The 22,818-nt window shown below is 41.6% G+C and carries 15 protein-coding genes; 9 read left to right on the forward strand and 6 right to left on the reverse strand.

From position 1 onward, the window contains the following. The first annotated feature begins 20 nt into the window (after positions 1-20). The 5 genes from P1X15_RS06375 to P1X15_RS06395 all read left to right on the forward strand — a co-directional run bounded on the left by P1X15_RS06375 (position 21) and on the right by P1X15_RS06395 (position 7,577). Positions 21-1,589: a SusD/RagB family nutrient-binding outer membrane lipoprotein gene (locus tag P1X15_RS06375; RefSeq protein ID WP_277337312.1), complete on the forward strand. Its 1,569-nt coding sequence runs from the start codon at positions 21-23 to the stop codon at positions 1,587-1,589. A 187-nt stretch (positions 1,590-1,776) separates the two neighbouring features. Next, complete coding sequence (locus P1X15_RS06380; protein WP_277337313.1) at positions 1,777-2,862, forward strand: alkaline phosphatase family protein; 1,086 nt, start codon at positions 1,777-1,779, stop codon at positions 2,860-2,862. Positions 2,863-2,867: 5 nt separating this feature from the next. After that, positions 2,868-3,431 (forward strand): phosphonate degradation HD-domain oxygenase, encoded by a 564-nt coding sequence (locus P1X15_RS06385; RefSeq protein ID WP_277337314.1) that lies wholly within the window; start codon positions 2,868-2,870, stop codon positions 3,429-3,431. A gap of 324 nt (positions 3,432-3,755) precedes the next feature. Then, on the forward strand, positions 3,756-6,587 hold the full coding sequence (locus tag P1X15_RS06390) for a TonB-dependent receptor domain-containing protein (protein WP_277337315.1): 2,832 nt from the start codon (positions 3,756-3,758) through the stop codon (positions 6,585-6,587). Between the two features lie 90 nt (positions 6,588-6,677). After that, a complete protein-coding gene (locus tag P1X15_RS06395; protein ID WP_277337316.1) occupies positions 6,678-7,577 on the forward strand; it encodes an NAD(P)-dependent oxidoreductase in 900 nt (299 codons plus the stop codon). Between the two features lie 88 nt (positions 7,578-7,665). Here the strand turns inward: P1X15_RS06395 and P1X15_RS06400 are convergent, their stop codons facing one another. From P1X15_RS06400 to P1X15_RS06420, 5 genes are all read right to left on the reverse strand, one after another. Continuing rightward, positions 7,666-9,117 (reverse strand): MBOAT family protein, encoded by a 1,452-nt coding sequence (locus P1X15_RS06400; RefSeq protein WP_277337317.1) that lies wholly within the window; start codon positions 9,115-9,117, stop codon positions 7,666-7,668. 38 nt (positions 9,118-9,155) lie between these two features. Beyond that, on the reverse strand, positions 9,156-10,106 hold the full coding sequence (locus tag P1X15_RS06405) for a glycosyltransferase family 2 protein (protein WP_277337318.1): 951 nt from the start codon (positions 10,104-10,106) through the stop codon (positions 9,156-9,158). A 55-nt stretch (positions 10,107-10,161) separates the two neighbouring features. Then, a complete protein-coding gene (locus P1X15_RS06410) occupies positions 10,162-11,877 on the reverse strand; it encodes a hypothetical protein (RefSeq protein WP_277337319.1) in 1,716 nt (571 codons plus the stop codon). Positions 11,878-11,906: 29 nt separating this feature from the next. Further along, positions 11,907-13,337: a hypothetical protein gene (locus tag P1X15_RS06415; RefSeq protein WP_277337320.1), complete on the reverse strand. Its 1,431-nt coding sequence runs from the start codon at positions 13,335-13,337 to the stop codon at positions 11,907-11,909. A gap of 67 nt (positions 13,338-13,404) precedes the next feature. Next, positions 13,405-14,367 carry a glycosyltransferase family 2 protein gene (locus P1X15_RS06420; protein WP_277337321.1) on the reverse strand — a complete coding sequence of 321 codons (963 nt, stop codon included), beginning with the start codon at positions 14,365-14,367 and terminating at the stop codon, positions 13,405-13,407. 243 nt (positions 14,368-14,610) lie between these two features. Between P1X15_RS06420 and P1X15_RS06425 the strand changes: the two genes are divergently transcribed. Beyond that, complete coding sequence (locus P1X15_RS06425) at positions 14,611-15,555, forward strand: 3-oxoacyl-ACP synthase III family protein (protein ID WP_277337322.1); 945 nt, start codon at positions 14,611-14,613, stop codon at positions 15,553-15,555. A gap of 82 nt (positions 15,556-15,637) precedes the next feature. On the opposite strand, the gene P1X15_RS06430 is transcribed toward P1X15_RS06425, so the two are convergent. After that, entirely contained in the window at positions 15,638-16,456 is an 819-nt protein-coding gene (locus P1X15_RS06430; RefSeq protein WP_277337323.1) for a hypothetical protein, read from the reverse strand. Positions 16,457-16,707: 251 nt separating this feature from the next. On the opposite strand from P1X15_RS06430, the gene P1X15_RS06435 reads away from it, so the two are divergent. The 3 genes from P1X15_RS06435 to P1X15_RS06445 all read left to right on the forward strand — a co-directional run bounded on the left by P1X15_RS06435 (position 16,708) and on the right by P1X15_RS06445 (position 22,760). After that, the gene (locus P1X15_RS06435; RefSeq protein WP_277337324.1) at positions 16,708-19,887 is read left to right on the forward strand and encodes a T9SS type A sorting domain-containing protein; all 3,180 of its coding nucleotides are present in this window, start codon (positions 16,708-16,710) and stop codon (positions 19,885-19,887) included. A gap of 171 nt (positions 19,888-20,058) precedes the next feature. After that, the gene (locus P1X15_RS06440; protein ID WP_277337325.1) at positions 20,059-21,234 is read left to right on the forward strand and encodes an exo-alpha-sialidase; all 1,176 of its coding nucleotides are present in this window, start codon (positions 20,059-20,061) and stop codon (positions 21,232-21,234) included. Positions 21,235-21,245: 11 nt separating this feature from the next. Beyond that, positions 21,246-22,760: a sulfatase gene (locus P1X15_RS06445; RefSeq protein ID WP_277337326.1), complete on the forward strand. Its 1,515-nt coding sequence runs from the start codon at positions 21,246-21,248 to the stop codon at positions 22,758-22,760. Positions 22,761-22,818: the final 58 nt, after the last annotated feature.

Raw genomic sequence — 22,818 nt, forward strand, 5'->3', positions numbered from 1 at the left:
TGACAAAACACTTTAAGACAATGAAAAATAAAAACATATATACCGTTTTTGTCTTTGGGCTAGTACTGTTATTGAGCAGTTGCCAAAGTTTCCAAGAACTCGAAGTAAACCCCAACGTACCCGTAAGTTCTCCCCCAAACTTGGTACTGAATGCTGTTCAGAATAGTTTCAATGAGCGTCCTTGGGGTAAAGAAACCCGCTGGAATCAATTTTATACCATTAATTACAACTATTACGGCAACAACGAATACGACTGGACTACCTCAGGTACTTACTTTGATGCGCTCAAAAATGTAATCAAGATGGAAGAAGAAGCCAAGAAAGTGACTGGAAAAGACCTGAATCCTTATTCGGCTTTGGGTAAGTTTTTCAAGGCGTATTTCTTTGTATGGATGACCCAACGCCTCGGTGATCTTCCTATGAACGACGCCCTCAAAGGCACCGAAAATATGACTCCTAAATACAATTCGCAAAAAGAGGTATATCTCCAATCGCTCAAGTGGCTCGACGAAGCTAACGACGATATGGGCAAATTGATTGCCTCAGGAGATGTGTTTTTTCAGGGAGACATCTATCTTGGCAACAACCTCCGCCAATGGCAAAAAGTCGTGAATACGTTTAAACTTCGGGTATTGGTGTCGTTAAGTAAAAAAGAAAGCGATGCCGATCTCAATATCAAGACGCGTTTTGCGGAAGTGCTCAACAACCCCACCAAGTTTCCAATCATGGCAAGTATGAGCGATAATTTGGCTTATAAGTACAACAATACTTATAACAAATATCCTCTCAATCCCGACAACTTTGGTTTTGACGCCACTCGTCAGCAGATGTCCTCTACCAATATCGACATTCTGAAAAGTATCCAAGACCCGCGCATTTTTTATATAGCCGAGCCCGCCGAAGCCCAAATCAAAAAGGGCCTCGCGCAAACAGATTTTGCGGCTTTTGTAGGAGCTAGCCCCGCCGAAAGCTTAGACGATATGTCAACGAAAGCGCTAAATGGTCAATATTCGTTTATCAATCGCAATCGTTATTATCGCAACTATACCCCCGAAAATACGATTCAAATTGGCTACATCGAAATGTGCTTCAATATCGCCGAAGCCCTCAACCGTGGTTGGGCAGCTGGTACGGCCGAAGAGTGGTATGTGAAAGGCATTCAGGCTTCGCAAGGTTTCTTTGACATCAAAAATGGTGACAATACCGTAGTACTCGAAACCCGTAATGGCGCCAATGCCTCTTCGGCAAGCTATACAGTGAAGTTCAATTGGGCTGATTTTTATGCGCAAGCAGCTGTTAAATATGCCGGTAACAACGCCAAAGGTCTGGAACAAATCCTTACTCAAAAGTACTTGGGCTTCTTTATGAACTCTGGCATGGAAGCTTTTTACAACTGGCGCCGCACAGGCTACCCTGCCAATTTTGCCAAAGGTGGGCCTGGTACGGGAAATTCGGGCGTCATCCCGCGTCGGTGGTTGTATCCCAACTCTGAGCGGATTTACAACGAAACCAATTATAAAGTTTCTGTCCAATCGCAGTTTGGCAAAGCAAGTGAATCTGTCAATGATGAACTATGGATTTTAAAGTAGTATTTTCACATAGGTTTAAAATTGAAGATAAAAGTGGGAGTAGATTTCTCTCCCACTTTATTCTATTTTTGAAGAAGGCGTGTAATGTGTTGTTTAGCAATCACTTACGGTTAACGGATAACGAACAACCGTGCTTTAGTACTTAATTTCTTAAACCCAACTCTCTCTAAAACCCTCCTGTATGCTTATGAAAAAAGTGTTATTAAGTATTTCTTTCTTTTGGGTGTTTACAGTAGCTTATACCCAACGCCAAACCGAAAATATCATCTTAATCACCACCGACGGCTTGCGATGGCAAGAGGTGTTTGGGGGAGCTGACTCTAGTCTTTTATTTGATGCGACTTATACAAGCGATACGGCCAAACTCAAAAAACAATTTTGGGCTAATACTCCCCAAGAACGCCGTCAAAAATTGTTGCCTTTTTTTTGGGAAACAATCGCCAAACAAGGCCAACTCTACGGCAATCGCTGGAATGACAGCCGCATGAATATTTCCAATACTTACTGGTTTAGTTATCCAGGCTACAGCGAAATATTGTGTGGCTATGTAGATGACCAAATCAACTCCAACGATAGCAAAGACAACCCCAACACGACTGTTTTGGAATTTATCAATCAACAACCCAAGTACAAAGGGAAAGTGGCTGGCTATGCTACTTGGGATGTGATTCCGCATATTGTCAATGAAAAAAGAAGCGGTATCCCCGTCAATGCAGGCCATGAAGCCGTAAGTGGTACGAACCTTACCGAGCGAGAAAAATTATTGAACGAAATCCAAGAAAAACTGCCCAGCCCTTGGGGGATGACTCGTCAAGATTTCATTACGTACTATATGGCCAAAGAATATATTCAAAAAAATAAACCCAAGGTATTTTTCTTATCTTTCGACGAAACTGACGACTATGCTCACGCCGGGAAATATGATAACTATCTCCAAACCGCTCATATGGTAGATGCTTTTATCGCAGATTTGTGGCAATACCTCCAATCCCAACCTCAGTATAAAGGCAAAACTACTATTGTGCTTACAACCGACCACGGTCGTGGACATACCCCCAAAGCGCGCTGGAAAGACCACGGCACCAAAACCCCCGATTGTTTTCAGATATGGATGGGTGCTATGGGGCCTGATACCCCCGCATTGGGCGAAGTAAAAACCGAAAAAGTATTGTTTCAAAATCAAATAGCCCAAACTTTGGCGCACTTTTTAGGATTAGATTTCAAATGTGAACACCCCGTAGGAGAAGCAATTCCCACGGTTTTAAAAAAGTAAATAATATGACACCTACTACCTCTCTCGACGAAATACGTCGCTTATTTGAAGCACAAGGCGATGAGCAATACTATGGCGAAGATGTAAGCCAACTCGAACATGCGGCCCAAGGAGCAGACCTCGCCCGTAAAGCAGGCTACGATAAAGAAGTACAAGTAGCGGCGTTTTTGCACGATATTGGGCATCTTATGCCAGCCGCACAAGAAGAAGAACTTATGGCTATATACGGTCGCAAAGACCACGAGGAAGTGGCCGCCGATTGGCTACGTGACCAAGGCTTTCCCGAAAAAGTATGCGTGCTGGTGGCCAACCACGTAAATGCCAAGCGGTATTTGACTTACAAAAATCCAAAATACTTTGCAGGATTGTCGGAAGCAAGCCGTAAAACTTTGGAATTTCAAGGAGGACCAATGCAAGCAGAAGAGGCTACACAGTTTGAACAGAATCCTTATTTTGAGCTAATCATTCAGATGCGGCGGTGGGATGAAGCCGCTAAAGTAACAGGCCTAGCCAAGCCCGATTTAGAAAAATATCTATCGCTGTGCGAAGAGGTGTTAGGCCAATCTTAGTTCTTATTTCAACTTAGTAAAATACCCAGACCACTAATAGCTCGACCCGATTCATTGTTTGGGTCGAGCTGTGAAAACCATCGAAAAACAAAACCTTTGACGAGGTATTGCTACCTCGCTTTCTTCTTTTATTCCCTAAAATATACATAGTATTGGTTTGTGGAGAAGGATAATATTTTCTGTTAGCACCGTGCTTTAGTCCATTTAGCTTTATCGGTAAATACTCCCAAGGTCGTCGGTATTCTTGGCTGTTTCATCGCTTTTCGGTAGATGTGGGCTAAACCTTTTGCTATTTTATTTTTCAAAGGAAAAATACCATACACCATGTATATATCACGCATACTCTATTTATTCCTCGGTGTGATTGTAAGCACCACCTCATTATTAGCCCAAAACGTAGATGTAAAAGGCCGCGTTGTGGATGGCAGTGACCAATCTGCCCTTATTGGCGCCAATGTTTTATTGGTCAGTCGTGCCGACTCCACCGTTCGGTTCGGAACAGTCGCCGACACCGTGGGGGCCTTTACTTTTAGAAATATTCCGACAGCCAGCTATCGCTTGATGGTTTCGTTTATTGGCTATACCAATCATGACCAACAGATAAATCTTCGCCGAACAAGCCCCGATTTAGGCAAAATTGAAATGAAAGCCGACGGGCAGCTCCTCAATGATGTGATTGTGAAGGGCATGGCCGAGCGGGTGGTGCAAAAAGGAGATACTACTATCTATAATGCGAGTGCTTTCAAGACCAATCGCGATGCTTCGGCGCAAGATTTGATTGAAAAAATGCCCAACATTACCATCGAAAATGGGCAAGTAAAAGCCCAAGGCGAAAATGTACAACGCGTAACAGTAGACGGACGCGAGTTCTTTGGAGATGATGCCACATTGGCGCTCAAAAACCTACCTGCCGAAGTGATTGATAAAATTCAGGTATTTGACCGCTTGAGCGACCAAGCGCAGTTTACGGGTTTTGATGATGGCCAAACTACCAAAACCATCAATATCGTCACGCGCTCTGACCGAAATAATGGGCAGTTTGGGAAACTATATGCAGGCTACGGAACCGACGGCCGCTACATGGCGGGCGGTAGTACCAATTACTTCAAGAAAGACACGCGTATTTCGCTCATCGGTATGACCAACAACATCAACCAGCAAAACTTTGGTAGTGAAGATTTACTAGGCGTTTTGGGCGGTTCTGGCGGCGGTGGTGGCGGCAATCGTGGCGGCGGTGGCAATCGCGGTGGTGGTGGCAACCGTGGCGGCGGCGGCGGTAATTTTGGCGGCGGAAATGCTAGCTCAAATTTCTTGTCGGGACAGCAAGGAGGTATCAACAAAACCCACGCAATAGGTCTCAATTATTCTGACAATTGGGGTAAAAAATGGAAAGTAACGGGAAGTTATTTTTTCAATGATGCCAACAACAACAACGAGAGCCAATTAGCTCGTACTTTTTTCTCCACCCAAGGTACTGGACAATTGTATAACGAAGATTATTTTTCGGCTAGCAACAACACCAATCACCGTTTTAATGCCCGTTTAGAATATACTATCAATACCAAAAACTCAATCATTTTCACTCCTCGTTTGAGTTTCCAAGACAATACCTCTTATAATACCCTTTTTGGCGCTAATAGCTTGGCTGGACAGCCTTTGAGCCAAACTCAGACTGACAATCAGGCCAATACCAAAGGCTATAATTTCAATAATAACATTTTGTGGAGACACCGTTTTGGTAAAATTGGCCGCACGCTTTCGGTAGGTCTTACTACTTCGGCCAATGACCGTAATGGAGAGTCATCTCTCGAATCAGTCAATCGCTATTTTGGGCGTTTGACGTCAGATTCTTTGCAGATTACAGATCAGAAAACAGAGACTTCTGGCAGCGGCTATACGATTTCGGGTAATATTTCCTTGACCGAAAATGTGGGTCGCGGTGGGCAATTGCAGTTGAATTATGTGCCTAGTTATACCAAAAACTACTCTAGTCGTAATACTTATAATTATGACCAAAGTACCAGCGAATACAGTACGCCTGATTTGAGACTTTCTAATGAGTTTGACAATACTTATATCACCAATCGTATTGGAGGAAGCTACCGGATGCGTATCAAAAAAACAATGGTGACCGCCGAATTAAATTATCAAAATGCGCAACTTAGTGGAATGCAAAACTTCCCACAGAAGTTTGAAACAGTGCGTAGTTTCAACAATATCTTACCTTCGGCGATGTTGATGTATCGTGGAACCGACGGAAAAAGCCTGCGTATTTTTTATCGCACTTCTACCAATGCACCTTCTATCAGCCAATTGCAAAACGTAGTGGATAATTCAAATCCATTGTTTCTCAAAACAGGGAATCCTGATTTGAAACAAGAATACAACCACAATATGTCGGTTCGGTATGGTTTGACAAACGCCAAAAAAGCACAGAGTTTCTTTATCAATGTCAATGGGTCGTTTACCCAAAACAATATCAGCAATACCACCTTCATTGCCACTAAAGATACGGTAGTAGCAGGTTTTCCGCTGAAAATAGGCTCGCAGTTTAGCCAGCCTGTAAACGTAAACGGCAACTGGAACATTCGTTCGTTTATCACTTATGGATTACCCGTAAAATCGTTGAAAAGTAACCTAAACTTTAATCTAGGAACGGGCTATACACGTACGATTGGGTTGATCAATTATGCCCAAAATACTTCCAATACTCACTCTATTACGGGAGGATTGGTGTTGAGTAGCAATATCAGCGAACAACTTGATTTTACTTTATCGGTCAATGGAAACTACAATACCGTCACTAACACCCTTCAGCCTGCTTCCAACGGAACTTATTATTATCAAAATAGTAACTTCAAACTCAACTGGCTGACCAAAGCAGGTTTCTTTGTCAATACCAACCTCAACCATACCTTTTACACAGGTTTGGGACAAGATTTCAATCTCAACTTTACATTGTGGAATGCGGCGGTGGGTTATAAATTCTTGAAAAACCAAGCAGGAGAGTTGAAACTAAGCACTTTTGATGTATTAGGTCAAAACAATAGTATTAGTCGTAACGTCACCGAAACCTATATCGAAGACCTCAAAACTCGAGTATTGCAGCGTTATTATATGGTAACTTTCACTTACACTTTGCGTAATTTTCGGTAAGAAGGTTATCAATTAAACACTTATCTTTGTGGGTCTTTGCTAATATGACTGCCAAGTTCGGAGGAGCTTGGCAGTTTTTAATAATTCACCATGAAAAAAATTCTTATTACGGGTTCTAACGGACTTTTAGGGCAAAAGTTGGTAGAATTGCTCCTCAAACAGCCCCATGTTCAGTGTATTGCTACGGCACGCGGTGCCAATCGCCTCCCTTTCACCGAAGGATATGCGTATTATTCAATGGATATTACCGACCGCGAACAGGTAAATGACGTAATGGCACAGGTAAAGCCCGACGTCGTAGTGCATGGTGCTGCTATGACCAACGTAGACCAATGCGAGTTTGAAAAGGAAAACTGTTGGGCTCAAAATGTGAAAGCGGTAGAATATATCGTAGAGGCTTGTCAGCAGCACAATATATTCCTTTGTCATGTATCCACCGATTTTATCTTTGATGGTACATCTGGCCCTTACACCGAAGAAGGCGAGGCAAATCCACTGAGTTTTTATGGCTGGAGCAAATATGCTGCCGAAAAAGTAGTCGAACATTCCAAACTTCGGTGGGCGATTGCGCGCACGGTGCTTGTGTACGGGATTGCGTATGATATGTCTCGCTCCAACATTATTTTATGGGTAAAAAAATCGCTTGAAGAAAAGAAGAATATCAAAGTTGTAACAGATCAGTGGCGCACCCCTACTTTAGCCGAAGATTTGGCAATGGGCTGCTTCCTGATTGCAGACCAAGAAGCTGAAGGGGTTTTCAATATTTCGGGTAAAGATTTACTGACCCCTTATGAAATGGCCATCATGACGGCTGAGTATTTCGGGCTCGACAAATCACTCATTGCCCAGGCTGACTCTACCACTTTCACCCAGCCAGCCAAACGCCCCGCTCGTACGGGCTTCGTATTGGATAAATCACAAACAATACTCGGTTATGCTCCCCATACTTTTACTGAAGGAATTGCCATTTTGGCAGGGCAATTGCAGTAACGCTGAACGCTGCCAGCCTTTCGAAGGCTGGTAGCGTTGTTTGGTGTAACCAAGCGCTGGCGGCCTTCTGAAGGCCGCCAGCGTTGCGTTAAAACTGGAAGTAAATAAATTGATTGGAACCAAATACCCCAAAGAAATAAGTGACAATCGTAAGGCCAATGAACAGCATCCAGAATGTAGAGTCTTTACGGGTAGGAATGTGTAATACGTAGTGTTCTTTTATTAATAAGAATAGAATCAATAAAATACAAAACCACATCTCGGTGGTATTGAGCGCCGATTGAAGGGTATCCGACAATGACAAGTGAGCGATTTTGTTGAGAATCAAAAATGAACTTCTTACTTCTTCTCCTACGGTAAGGTCGGGGCGGTCGCCTACTGCAAAGAACACCCACGTAAACATGACAAGCAAAAATGTAAGAATGACTTGTAAATAACCATACCAAGTGGTTTGGGGAAGGGTGATGTTCCAGCGTTTGAAGAATTTGTCACGAATAGCAGCCGCTACTAAGTACAACCCATGTAAAAATCCCCAAATAATAAAGTTCCAACTAGCACCATGCCACAGCCCACTCACCATAAATACCGTGAATCGGTTGAAATAAGCCCTTGCTTCTGGCACCCGATTTCCGCCCATAGGAATATATAAATAATCCCTAAACCAAGAAGAAAGAGAAATGTGCCATCTTCCCCAAAACTCGGCAATAGACCTCGAAAAATAAGGCGTTCGGAAGTTTTCCATCAGCTTGAATCCCATCACCTGTGCCGAGCCAAGGGCAATATCAGAATAGCCCGAAAAATCGCAATAAATCCGAAACGTATAAAAAAAAGTAGCCACCAAGAGAGTCAGGCCATTGTGATGAGTAGGGTCGAAGTAGGCAGGGTCAGCCATGAGAGCGAGGCGGTCGGCCACTACCGATTTTTTGAAAAAACCAAAAGCCATTCGCATTAAGCCTGCTTTTACGTTTTCCCAATCGTAAGCATGATTTTCGTGAAACTGATGTAGCACATTTTGAGGACGCTCAATCGGCCCTGCTACCAATTGTGGATAAAACATCACATACAGCGCATAGATACCAAAATGCCGCTCAGGCTGCTGATTGCCACGATATACTTCAATCGTATAGCTCATGGCCTGAAATGTGTGAAACGACAACCCAATCGGGAAAATAAAATCGGTGTAAACATGCTTCAGGATAGGAAGACTCCACTCAAGACCTATTTTCCAACTAATGGCGTTGAAGTTTTCGGCAAAGAAATCGAAATATTTGAAAATCGCTAAAATCCCGACATTGGTCACAATACTGAGTACCAATAGCAACTTTCGCCGGCTACCGGTATGATTGGCTATCCAAATTCCCGCAAAGTAATCGATGACAATCGTAAGCAGTAATATGAGAATATAAATAGGCTTGAAAACCATGTAGAAATAACAACTCGCCATCAATAAAAGAAGCCATCGACTTCTCCAACGAAGGCTGTAATAAGCGAGTGTTACGACAATAAAAAACAGTAAAAACTGAACAGAAACGAATATCATACCCGATGATTCTTTGGAATCTAAAAAAAGTAATGAGGTTATTTCCTTAAAACTTCTTTCTCAATAATTTCTTCTTTTACGATGTATAGAGGACGACTTTTGGCTTGAAAAAAGATTCTTAAAACATACTCCCCAATAATTCCCAAGGCAATAAGCTGTACGCCACTAAACAAGATAATGACAAACAATAAAGCGGTAAAACCCTCAATAATATCTTCAAAAAATAATTTTTTAATCACCACCGTGACAAAGTATATCAATGCAATGCAAATTGCCGTACCTCCTGCCCATGACATGAATTTGATAGGAAATTCGCTGAAATTAAAAATACCATTATAAGCCAGTCGGAAAAGCTGTTTAAATGAATATTTGGACTCTCCTGCCATGCGTTCGCTTCTTTCGTACTCAATCCCCACTTGCTTAAAACCTATCCATGAGCGCATACCTCGTAGGTAGCGACTCTCTTCGGGCATTTGATTCATAATATCCGCTACACGACGGCTGATGAGCGCAAAATCCCCACTATCAAGTGGAATATCTACGTAAGAAATAGATTTGAGAAGGCGATAAAACAAATAATAACCACTACGCTTGATGAAATTTTCTTTACGTTTTCGCCGAACGGCATATACGACGTCATACCCTTCTTGGAGTTTTTTATAAAAATCTTCAAGCAATTCGGGCGGGTCTTGCAAATCACCATCAATGATAAACAACGCCTCCGTGCCTCTTGCTGCCGCCAAGCCTGCTGTTAAGGCCAGCTGATGACCATGATTTCGTGATAAAAATACACAATGATAACGCGCATCGGTAAGCGCTATTTGGCGCATTTGCAGCGGCGTATCGTCGCGACTACCGTCATCAATGAGCACTACTTCTACGCGCAGTGACAAGCTATCCATTAGACGATTGAGTCTTTCTATGAGATGTGGAAGCGAAGCTGACTCGTTGTATAAAGGTGCTACAATGGAAATTTGAGGGAGATTCAAGGTGAAGCGATTGATTTGTGTTGAAAAAACAAAAATAGACAAAAGTGAGTGAATATCAGGGAAAGGTTACGGATTGTTGGGTATTCCAAAGTTGATTCCCGTTTTTTTGTACCACCCAAAGACCCACGCGATAGATCTCATTTTCGATTACGCCTTTTGGACAATTGATTCTGAAACCTTTTTGGGTGCGAGAACGAGGAATGAGGGGTTCTGCCGAAAATACGTAAAAATGAGCTGGCGAAGTTAAAGTCACAAATACCCCTTCTTCTTTACTGTTTACAAACTCAAAAGAATCGTTATATACCTCAAGACCGTAGGAGAGCATTTCTGTCTTTACGTTTACTCCTGTCTGTTGAGTACTATCACGAAATAGCGCTTCAAGCCGAGATTCTTGAGATGAAATAAGCGGCTGAGGAAATTGATAAAAACCATGAGATTTACTTCTTTCAAAAGTATTGACTACAAACTCCGCAAAAGCTGACTTTTTTTCGGCTCCCAAGCCCACACCGTTGCGTTGTTGGTTAAGGGCAAATGCAAGACGTTGTTTGCGGTCTTGGGTTACTTGCGGCACAAAATGCCAATAGGAAGAAGCCCAAGAGGCAAGCGAACTGCCTATAAATATAACTAGGAGTAGAGAATACCACCGGCCACGGAAGATTTGCAAACTCAATAAACACGTCATTGCCATCAAAGTACCAGGATAGATTTTATAGGTAGCCCAAAGTACTAACTGATAATCGAAGCGAGTACGAAAAAATACGACTAAAGCACTATTAATAAATAAATACACAAAACAACTCACCCAAAATGCGGCCCATGGTGAGGAAAGTTGCTGAAAATAGCCGTTTTGCTCATAATGCTTTCGAGCAAAAGCAGGCACGATTCGTTGCCAACGCGTCGATATACTGAGGGCTCCTAGTACATAATAAATGAAAAAGCTGACAATCGTGATGCCACCTATCACTGGTAAAAGCATTCGTTTTTCGAAGGTAATGCGTGGAAACCAATCCAAAATCCCGCCCGTAAACGCAAAAAAACCTATAATGACCTTAAAGGGATGATTAAAGAAATAGATAAACCCTTCATCATTGCCTTGCACAAAAGCATAGCCAGAGAAGTAACCCACAATCGCCAAAACTCCCGTAATAATCCATACAATGAGACGGTTCCATTGACCAAGATACAATAAGAACAAAGTCCCCGCTGGCCACCCCATGACCCCGTTTCCCATGCTGTAAGTACCCACTATTGCTACAAGAATAGCACCCGCAAACGCACTTTTGGAGGGTTTGGTCAGTAAATAAAAACTAAGAAAAACTTCAAAAATGATAAGCTGATACTGCAATGACATGATAGTCATGAAGGTCATGCTATAAAATTGCAGATTGAATATAAAAAAGGCCGCCGGAATCAGCCCATAGAGTACGCCTTTGTGCTTGAGATAAGCCCGCGAAATCACCAGAAAAATACCCAAAACGGTGAGATTTCCAATGAAATTTAGGGTTCTGAAATTAATGGTATTAGTAAAGAGATATTGTAGATATACAATCAACCGAGCGGATAAAACCCGGTGCTCGTTGTTGGGGCGAAGCAAGGCTGCTGCCTTGCCATACCAAGAGGGTGCATCGAGATATTGGGCTAAAAAGTAAGGGATATTTTCGATGTCATCAAACCACGGGACATTGATAGAATAGCCAATGCTAAAGCCGTAAAAAACGACAATAGGGACTAAAATAACGGCAAAAATGATATATCGCTTGCTAGAACTCAATGGATGAATATCTAAGTGAACAGAATGATTTAGGGTTTAGACTCGTTGGAGGGTTTAAGTACCACTGCTTTTTTACCAAAATATCCTCCGATACACCTACTCCAAAGATGATCAGGATTAGGATTGGCATCATCTAAATAAAGTGAAAGAGGCTTTGAATGAAGTGGCTCTACATATACCGTATCGGTGGCACTTTGCTCTATAAAAGCATAGCGTTCTTTAAGTTCGGTATCATAAGCTGCCGCTCTCCCCTTGAGCCAATCGCCGTATATCATTCGTAAGTTGGGACTAAAAAGAGCACTCACCAAAATCAATGACGCCAATACAGCTTTGATAGAAGGTGGGAAATACCATTTTTTTGCACTTAGCCAGTTTTTTTGCACCACATAGTGTACCATCACTGCTAACATATAAAACCACCCTAGCAAGAAAAAAAAGTAGATGGAATTGACCACGCGAGGTGCCGGCTCAATTCCAATTCCATAATAAGAGGGGAAAATTTGTACAAACAAAATTCCAAAATAAGCAATCAAAACAACCCACAAGGGCACTGACAAGAGGCGGTTGAAGGATTGATTTCCGAAAGTTTTGCTCAAAAAAACAATCCATAAACTAGAAAATACAAGCAAAGGTGTACGCAAAACCCAGTCTATACCTAGCTTTATCAATTTTTTGATAGACTCAATTGCCGAGAAAGGGATATTACGGCCTTCGGGATTGCCACTCATACGGAGCTGATTGCCCGGAGAACTAAAAAAAAGATAACAAGAAAAAACACAAACCCCAATAAGAATAAAAGCAAACCAATCCCAACGGCGATTGATAATCAGCTGATATCCCCACCAGCCTACCACTAATAAAATGATGATAGTGAGATTGGTCTCACTACTCCCTATAACTGCAAAAACCAAAAAACTGGCTAGTACCGCTGTTAAGGTCTTGAGGGTGCCTTGAGGGAGTTGATACCAACGTATCATTACCACAATCCAAGTGAGGGTAAGAATATTGGGAACTGTGTAAGTCACAAAAGCGGCCATCCAATAAAACGCCTCTGCAATACTCGACATTCTTAATACATACAAAAAAGTAAGTCCTCCTATAAGCCCCCAAAGACTCAATTTTGACCATTTTGGAAATATTTCTTTGGCAAGTAAGTACAAAACATATGTTTGCCACAAAATCAATAAAAAAGACAAAAGTTTGAAACCACTTGCCCACTTGACCACGAGCGGATTGGAGTGGTTGAGAAGAATACCAAAGTACCTACCCGTCCATCCTGTATAGTAAGCATTCATTGCTTCAAAATACCCAAACTTAAATACCGTGTCGATATAACAATAGTCGTCGATAGGTGAAGGATGATTGTACAACGACAGTACCAATAAAGGAAGCAGCCCTACTACCAACAAACCAACATTGAAAAGGTCCTGAAAAATGGGTTTTTGTAAGGTTTTAAACATTTAAGTACAGAGTCGTTATCAGTGATTAGTTAATGAATAGGGTTGTCTTATCGCGACATTGCAAGCTTTAAGGATGGATTTGATCTTTGACTATTTTTTCAATAATATATCGTGGGCGGCCTTTTACTTCTTCATATATCTTACCCACATACTCTCCGATAAGCCCTAATGCGATCATATTGGCTCCACTAAAAAAAGTCATCGGTAGTACAATCGACGTCCAGCCGGGGACGGTACTTCCAAACAAATAAGAAAAACCAATATAACCCGCAATCAATAAAGCGATAAAAAAATTGAACGCACCAAAGTACAGCACCAATCGCATCGGAAAAGTACTGAAAGAGGTGATGCCGTTCCAAGCGAAAAGCAGCATTTTACTAAGTGGGTATTTTGTTTCGCCCGCTTCTCTTTCCAAACGTTTATAAAAAACCTTTTCGGAACGGAAACCAATCAAAGGAATGATACCCCTCAAAAATAAATTTACTTCTTTGAAACTCTGAAACTCTTCCAAAATACGACGGTCCATCAACCTAAAATCAGCGTGATTGAATACCACAGGGACGCCCATCCAATGCATAAGCTTGTAAAATGATTCTGCAGTAGTGCGTTTAAACCAGCTATCACTGCTACGATCGTCGCGTACGCCATACACCACCATAGCTCCCTCTTGGTGCTGAACTATCATTTTGCCGATGGCCTCTATATCATCCTGCAAATCGGCATCAATTGTGATAAAACAGTCAAACTCTGAAATATGCTCCATCAAGCCTGCAAGGATAGCACTCTGATGGCCAAAATTTCGCGATAGTTTGACCCCAATACTTGTAGGGTCTTTTTCGCAAATGGCTTCGATGATTTTCCAAGTACGGTCTCGGCTTCCGTCGTTGACAAAACAGATTTTACTTTCTGATGAAATTTGATTTTCGGCTACCAAACGAGCGCAATAGTCGCGAAGGGTATGATGGGTTTTGGCCAGTATTTCTTCTTCGTTATAGCACGGTACAACAAGCAGTAACTTAGTAGGCAGCATTGATTATTGTTTTCAGTATCGGGCAAAAATACGGCACTTTCCATAACCGAACGTTATTTAAGGCATAGATTTTATTTTTGGGTAGACTTTAGGCGTTGTTTTTACTACTTATAAGAAAAAAAGAAACCAATATTTTTGGTATATATTCATGATTATATTTAAAGATTTTAATATCTTGTACTACGATTTCTAGGAAATGTTTAACTTTCGGCCTCAAATGTTAGGTATAAAGAATCCAATAGCATGTTTCTGCATCAGGTCGGTCACTATTTACCCGAACAAGTAGTTGACAACGAACATTTTACAAAATTAAACGGGCTTTCCGACGAGTGGATAGTACAACGTACCGGCATCCAATTACGACGCAAGGCGGCTTCTGCTGAAAACTCACACACGATGGGAGTAGAAGCAGTCAAAGCTTTAACGGACAATATTCAAGTAGATATCAAAGAAGTAGATTTAATAGTAGGGGCTACCTATACGGCTTATGATACTATTGTGACTTTGGGGCACGCCGTACAGCATTATCTCGAAATTCCCAATATTCCAGTAGTCACTATTTCATCGGCTTGTTCGTCGTTGCTCAATGCCGTCGAAATCGTAGAGGGTTATTTTGCCCTGAACAAAGCCACCAAAGCATTGGTGATTGCTTCGGAGCACAATACTGGCTACTACAACGAAACCGACACCGTGTCGGGGCATTTGTGGGGAGATGGAGCTGCTGCACTGCTCATCACGAAAGAGCGCCTTTACGAAGGTGACATGGAAATAAAGGCATTGTTGACGGGTGGAGCAGCCACTAGTGGCAAGGCTATCGAAGCCGTGGTATTGCGTCCCAACGAGCGAGGCGTAATCATGCCTTTTGGTAGAGATGTATTCATCAACGCCTGTACTTACATGCCCAAAGCCAGCCTAGAAGTGCTAGAACGCTGCGGCCTCACGATAGAAGATGTGAGCTATGTACTGCCTCATCAAGCCAATTTGCGTATCAGTGTCAATGTCATGAATACGCTGGGCTTACCAGAAGATAAACTGATTTCCAACATCCAATACCTTGGCAATACTGGCTGCGCAGGATGTGCCATTGGGCTTTCAGAACACTGGAATCGATTCCAAAAAGGAGACCGCATCATCATTACTGTGTTTGGAGGCGGATATTCGTACGGAGCGATGCTGCTAGAAAAATAAGGGGATTTAAAAACCCCAACCACAAGAGGCTATTTGACTTACTAAATAGCCTCTTGTGGTTGGGGTTTGTTGTAAGTGGTATCTATTGTAAAGCTGTCGTAGAGGCATTGTAGACAGGCCATACCCCTGGACGAGGAACACTCACTCCTTTTGTAGAGCCTTTGGCATTGTTGTCTAAGCCAAAATAATAAAGAGGGTGCCCTCTAAATACAAGCTGTTTGCGACCAAATACGTCAATCACCGTAAAATCACTAGCCGACAAATTGCTAGGCAAATTGCTAGGAATGGCGATTTCAGCTATAGGCCAAGTAGCGTTATTGCTAAAATCAGATTTAGTATAAGCGTTTGTATTTTTTTTATCAGGCACATATCCATACAATGTTCTGCCTGCGGCATCCACAAGATAGACTGTCTTACCATCACCAACGGTATAGTCTGCTAGGTAATTTTTACCGTCATTACCTACCAATTGGGCATTGGCAAAAAACAATGAATAGTTAGTTTTGGCCACAAACCATACATTATTAGCTTTTTCGCCAGTTATATCGCCCGCTTTGGTATCGCCCGAATAGTAATATAGTGGCCAACCTTTGTAGGTAGTTTGTTTGGTACCGTCACTGCGTGTGATTGTTCCAAAATCAGCGGCGGCCAAGTCAGTACTTAGGGTGGGAGATTCTTTGTAAAACACGGGCCAATTCGTCAAACAATTGCCAGTGCATTGGGATTGACCCGAAATATCTGACGCAAAGAAATACAGCGTTTTACCGTTTGCGCCAGTAAGCACCTGCCCCAAGGTGGTCTGACCAAGTGATACGTCAAAAGTAGGGGTGTTATCTGTTTTGGTACAAGCTGCTATAAACAACATAACCCCAAGACTGAGTAATAAAGATGATTTTTTCATGAAAGTAACAGAAGATTTGATTGTTTAATGCCCATACGGACAAACAAACATGAAGGTTGCGTCAGTTGAGAAGAGATGTGAAAAGAGGAGAAAGCTAGCTAACCTTAAAATCTATTTGGAGTAAAGGATTCTCGCAAGGTTTAAGCTCATCGAGAATTAATTGTCATTATGTTTTATAGTCAATAATTTAATTAGATGAGGGCTTTTAGTTTTAAAACTAGAATTATATTGCAACTCAATTCTTAATAGTTATGATAAAACACGCCATTTTTTTTATTCTATTTGTAATAGTTAAAAGCTTATATGCACAGGACCAAATTTCAAACATCTCCCATCGTGCGAGTGCTTATTCTAATCCTAGAGCTTTCCATAAATTAGGAGATAAATTATTGTTTATTGCAAATACCGAAGCCCATGGTGCTGAGTGGTGGGTCAGTGATGGTTCTGATGCTGGTACTTATCTTCTCAAAGATATTACTCCTGGTCCAGAGAGTAGCTTAGTTCGTTTTTTGGATACATTCTTTTCCATGTCAGTCGAAGCCAGTACCGTTGTCGCAAATGGAAAGCTGTATTTTTTAACAAAAAACAGGGCAAATCAATCTGAAATTTGGCAAACAGATGGCACCGCCGAAAATACCCAAAAAGTATATACCCATGATGGGGAAATTGAGCGATTTAGACCCAATGCCCAAGGGAATAAGTTTTTTATCATTGAATTTAAAGGCTTATATATTGCTGACATTGTCAACAATACCAAAACTTTTATAACGCCCAACTTTGGTGCCTTAAAATTTGTACTGCCAGATGTGGTCTTAAGCCAAGAGACACCTTCGGTTCTGGATTATCAGTTGTATTTTATATACAACGAAAACGGAGATTACGAACTGTGGAGCTCTAATGGGAGCAAAGCAGGTACTTATAAGCTATTTGGTCTACGCATGCTTCATGGCCTGCCACTTTATAATGTATACAAAGGAGATGTGTACGTTTATACCACTAATAATGAGAAGATTATTCTCAAAACGAAGGGTACTCCTGCTACTACCAAACTCCTTTATTCGGCAGTGGAGGGATTTCCTTCCACCAATACCGAGCGTTTTCGAGCTATGACTTCACGAATCATTGATAATACCTTACAGTTTATCGAATACCCCTCTCATATATCTTCAGTAGTCAATAGGCTCATTGTTCGTAACACCGTTGATGGCGAAAACCTAAATACTGTACACAATAAACTTTTAGAGTCTACAACAAACCATGGTTTTGCGGCCATAAATGATAATTTATATTGGGGTACTAGCTCAGATATAGTTACTTTTAATTTAAGTACAGGTGAGGTTAAAAAAAACTATCTAAATATAACTAAATATAACCTCAGGGGATATCTTAAGAAATTAAGTAACAACAATCTGACATATTTCTTTAATGAAAACTCTAAAAGTGAATTGTTTATACTTAATCCTTCCACTCAAGTAGTAAGTAAGAGAAGTTTTTATGCTACTGAAGTTTCTGAAATCAATGCTCATTTTATCTTAGCAGGAAGCCCTACTGCTACTGGAAATGTAAACTTATTTAAAGCATCTTTAGAAGGACAAAATATAAAACCATTGGGGATTTTAAATCCAGTAGCAGATAAGGACATTCCCCATTTTGTGATGGGCAATTATCTGTACTTCTTAGGAGATTCTGATTTAAAAGATATTGCACTTTATAAAACTGACGGCTTTTCTAGCGAGAAAATCAGTAGACTAGACACCCTTGGCAATACAATCCCTAATGGTACTAAATCAGGACTTTTATATATAGAAAACAATCGCGCAGTTTTTTCTTTTATAGATCAAAATAGCAAAAGATATATTGGTGCTACTAACGGTACTACCGTAGGTACTAAAACTTTTTTTTCACTTACTAACATACCCACCGATCCCAAAGTTTTTTCGTTCAACAACCAAAATTTAGTGTGGTTTGGTACCGATAAATTTTACAAATTTGATTTAGACAATTGGGTTACTAGAACCGCTACTGTCTTATCTGCCAATGAAACTAGAAGAGTAATAGAGCTTACTGATAAACTCTTGATTTATAATAGCCAAGCCCTTATTCTTCTTGATGCTAATTTAAGGACTAAGTTGCTCGAAGTACAAAACTTATACGTGAAAGACTCTACAGTAGTTCCGTTGGGCATCGGACCTCGATATTTTTATCTTAGAAAGAAAAACTCAGGACGCTTAGGTCTTGTTACAGGCAACGCTATGGATGATACCTCCCAAGAAATTGTTGAAATAGCATCTGCCCAAGCTACTTTTAAGGTAGCAGATGGCATCTTTGTACACCGACGTGAGTCAGGTAAAAGTTGGGTCACTTTTGTAGATGCCAACGGTCAAAATATCCAAGAATTTGGCCCTTTGGATTTTGAAACTTTAAGAGGGGTGGAGAAAATGGGTAATTTATATGCTCTAGTAATAGCGACAAGTTCTAACCAACTCAATGTAGGAATGCTTGATATTTCTACTAAGTCGTTTCGGATATTGAAAGGAAATGCGACCGATAAAAACTCACAAATCGTAAAATATGGGCTGAACAATGTTATTGTAGGAAATAATATTTGGAGAATTACACCCGCTAAAGATTCACTTAGTCGCTTGTTGCCCGATAAAGTTTACCAAAATGCACGTTGGTTTGAGCAAAACCGTAAATTATACGTCTCATTTGCAGCTCCTTCGCCCGAAACTTGGGAAATAGACAGTTTAAAGACGGAAAAATTAGGTGATTTTTTTGTCTCTTCTACCCGTTTTTATAACCTAGGGGGAAAGAGGGGCTTTCAAGGATATGTACAAAACGGCACACAAATCACAAGAGGTATTTATATTAGTGAGTCTCAGGGAAAAGTAACCATGCTAAAAGCATTGACAGAAGCACGTATAATGCCTGAACAACCTTTTGCAGGGATGCTTCTTTTTACGGCGACGTCAGAAGAAAATGGGACTGAATTATGGCTCACCGAAGGAAGCCCTGAACGAACTCGGCAATTGGCTGATATAAGGTCAGGAGTTTTGAGTTCTAATCCTAAAGACTTTAATATTATTGGTGATAAAATCGTCCTTTGTTCGGCCTTAACCGCCGATAATGGTCGCCAATTTTGGAATATTACTCCTCCTATTTTGTCAATAGAGCCCTCTACACCCTCTTGGGATATAATTACTTTTCCCAATCCAGTAATTGACCGATTATCAATAAAAACAAATATCAATGACACATTTCCTCCACTATTACGTATCATAGATTTGAATGGGAGAGTAGTATTTGAGAAACAATTTAGTTTTGCCAACCAATTAAATAACATAGATATCTCCTATTTGCCGAGGGGAAATTATATTGTAGTAGTGCAAATAGGGAATCAATTAATGTCAAACAAAATAAGCAAATATTGATTTAGTATAAACATTACAATAACCTGCCAGAAAAAGAGAGAAAGCGTATTCTAATGGTTTTCAAAAATGATTCAATAAATCTATCAAAAAGAGCCGTTTTTGGCGACTAAAACACCAAACTGAATTTTCTGAGTCCTCGAAATCAGAAAATCTGATAAAATAAATAGACCGATGAAAGAAGTAATAGGGTTGATATTAGGAGGGCTGATAAGCTGGGCGGTGGAGTTGCCGGTGAAAGAAAGTGTGGTATTTCAAAATGGGCAAAACGGTTATAAATGCTATCGGATTCCTGCAATTGTCAAAGCACCTAATGGCGATTTGCTGGCTTTTGTGGAAGCTCGTCGCAACAACTGCGGGGATTTTGGCGATGTCGAAATTGTTATGAAACGTAGTACCAACAATGGCGTTTCGTGGAGTGCGCTGCAAGTCGTGGCCGATAATGGCAACGACCAAGCTGGAAATCCTGCGCCCGTTTTTGACCTTACCGATAAAAAATTTCCCCAAGGTCGTTTGTTTTTGTTTTATAACACGGGCACAGTACACGAGCAAGAAGTGAGAGAAGGGAAAGCCCTTCGTGAGGTATGGTACAAAACCAGCACCGATGGTGGACAAACGTGGTCGACAGGGGTCAATATTACTTGGCAGGTATCGAAGCCCAATAAGCCTGAAATCAATCCTAAGTACAAGTTCAAAGAAGATTGGCGAACTTATGCCAACACGCCAGGGCATGGGCTTCAGCTCACCCAAGGTAAGTACAAAGGGCGGATTTTTATCGCGGCCAATCACTCCGTAGGCCCACCACAAAAAGACTCACGCGACTATATTTCGCATGGTTTTTATAGCGATGACCACGGAAAAACCTTTCGCATTGCATCGGATGTGGCTTATCCTAGTAGCAACGAAGCTACCGCCGCCCAAGCTGCCAATGGCGATTTGGTCATCAACTGCCGCAATCAGTCGGGGGATGCCAAGTATCGAATTCAGGCATTTTCTAAAAACGGTGGTGCTACTTGGGAAGAAGTAAAAATAATGAAAGACCTGCCCGACCCTATATGCCAAGGGAGTATGATTGAGTATCGGCCTGCCAAAGGTAAAAGTGTATTTCTTTTCTCGAATCTGAATCACCAAAGCAAACGAGCAAATCTAACGGTAAGGGTAAGTCACGACAACGGTCGGAGCTGGTCAGCAGGCAAAGAGATTTATGGCAACCCCTCGGCCTACGAAGACCCTGCGGCTTATTCGGACTTGGTGGTTCAGCAAGACAACAAAATTGGGGTTTTGTACGAAAAAAATGATTATACCCAAGTCGTTTATGCTTTATTTAGTTATGAGTGGCTTGTCAAATAATTTTTTTTAAAATGCAAAAAACACTACTTCCTCTTTGTGCGCTTTTTTTGACGATTGGGCTTGGATTGCTTTCTTTCAAACCCCAAGACAAACGTCCCAATATTCTGATTCTGTTTTCGGACGACCACGCTTTGCAGGCAATTAGCGCCTACGGGAGTCCGTATATTAAAACGCCCAACATCGACCGCTTGGCTAAAGAAGGGGCATTGTACGAAAATATGTTTTGTACCAATTCGCTCTGTGCGCCTAGTCGTGCTACTTTGCTCACGGGTAAGTTTAGCCATAAAAATGGTCATAAAAACAACCTGACGCAGTTTAACGCCGGGCAGGCCATGTATCCCAAATACTTACAAACGGCAGGGTATCAGACTAGTTGGATTGGCAAATGGCACTTGCAAGCTACGCCTCAGTATTTTGATTATTGGTCCGTGCTGCCAGGGCAAGGGGCGTATTATAATCCTGATTTTATCGAAATGAGCGGTAAAACTATACGTCAAGAAGGATATGCTACTGATGTGATTACCGACAAAGCCCTCCAATGGCTCACTACCGACCGCGATGCTTCTAAGCCTTTTTGTTTGGTGATTGGTCACAAATGCCCGCACCGCAATTGGCAACCTGATACGAGCGATTTGCGGGCTTTCGACCACGTGAAGTTTCCTTTGCCCAAGACTTTTTATGACAACTATGAAGGGCGCATTGCGGCGGGGCGTCAAGATATGACCGTTACCAAAACCATGCGTTTGAAAGAGGATTTGAAAGTAGATGCCGCCGATGATGCTTTTGTAAAACGAATGAATCCTGCCCAGCGTAAGGCATGGTTGGCGTATTACGACCAAGTAACGGCTGACTTTAAAAAGAAAAATCCTACGGGCCGCGCTCTTGATGAATGGAAATACCAGCGCTATATGCAAGATTATTTAGGGACCATTCTCTCCCTCGATCGCAATGTGGGGCGTGTTTTGGATTATTTAGATAAAGCAGGTTTGGCCGACAATACCATCGTGGTTTATTCGTCTGACCAAGGTTTTTACTTGGGTGAGCATGGCTGGTTTGATAAGCGTTTTATGTACGAAGAGTCGCATCACATGCCGATGCTGATTCGTTATCCCAAACGCATCAAGCCTGGTACTATCGACCGCGCCATTCATAACAATACTGATTTTGCACCCACGATTTTGGAAGAAGCAGGCGTAGCAGTGCCCAAAGACATGCAAGGACAATCCTTTTTTAGTAAAACACCCCGAAAATCAACTTATTATCACTATTACGAGTACCCCGCCGAGCACAGTGTGCAAACGCATTTTGGGATTCGTACTGATCGCTATAAGTTGATTCGGTTTTATAATGATGGTGAATATTGGGAGTTGTATGACCTTAAAACTGACCCTGAAGAGCTACAAAATCAGTATGCTAATCCTGCGTATCAAAAGATTAGGCAGCAATTGTTGGGAGACTTGAAAAAACTGATTCGTCAGTATGAGGATATGGAAGCCGAAGCCATTTTGAAAAAAGAAGGGCTCTAATATTAAACCCTGCCAACGTTTGGAACGCAAACCCTGCCAACGTTTTGAACGTTGGCAG

The organism is Runella sp. MFBS21, assembly GCF_029433105.1.
GTDB lineage: Bacteria > Bacteroidota > Bacteroidia > Cytophagales > Spirosomataceae > Runella.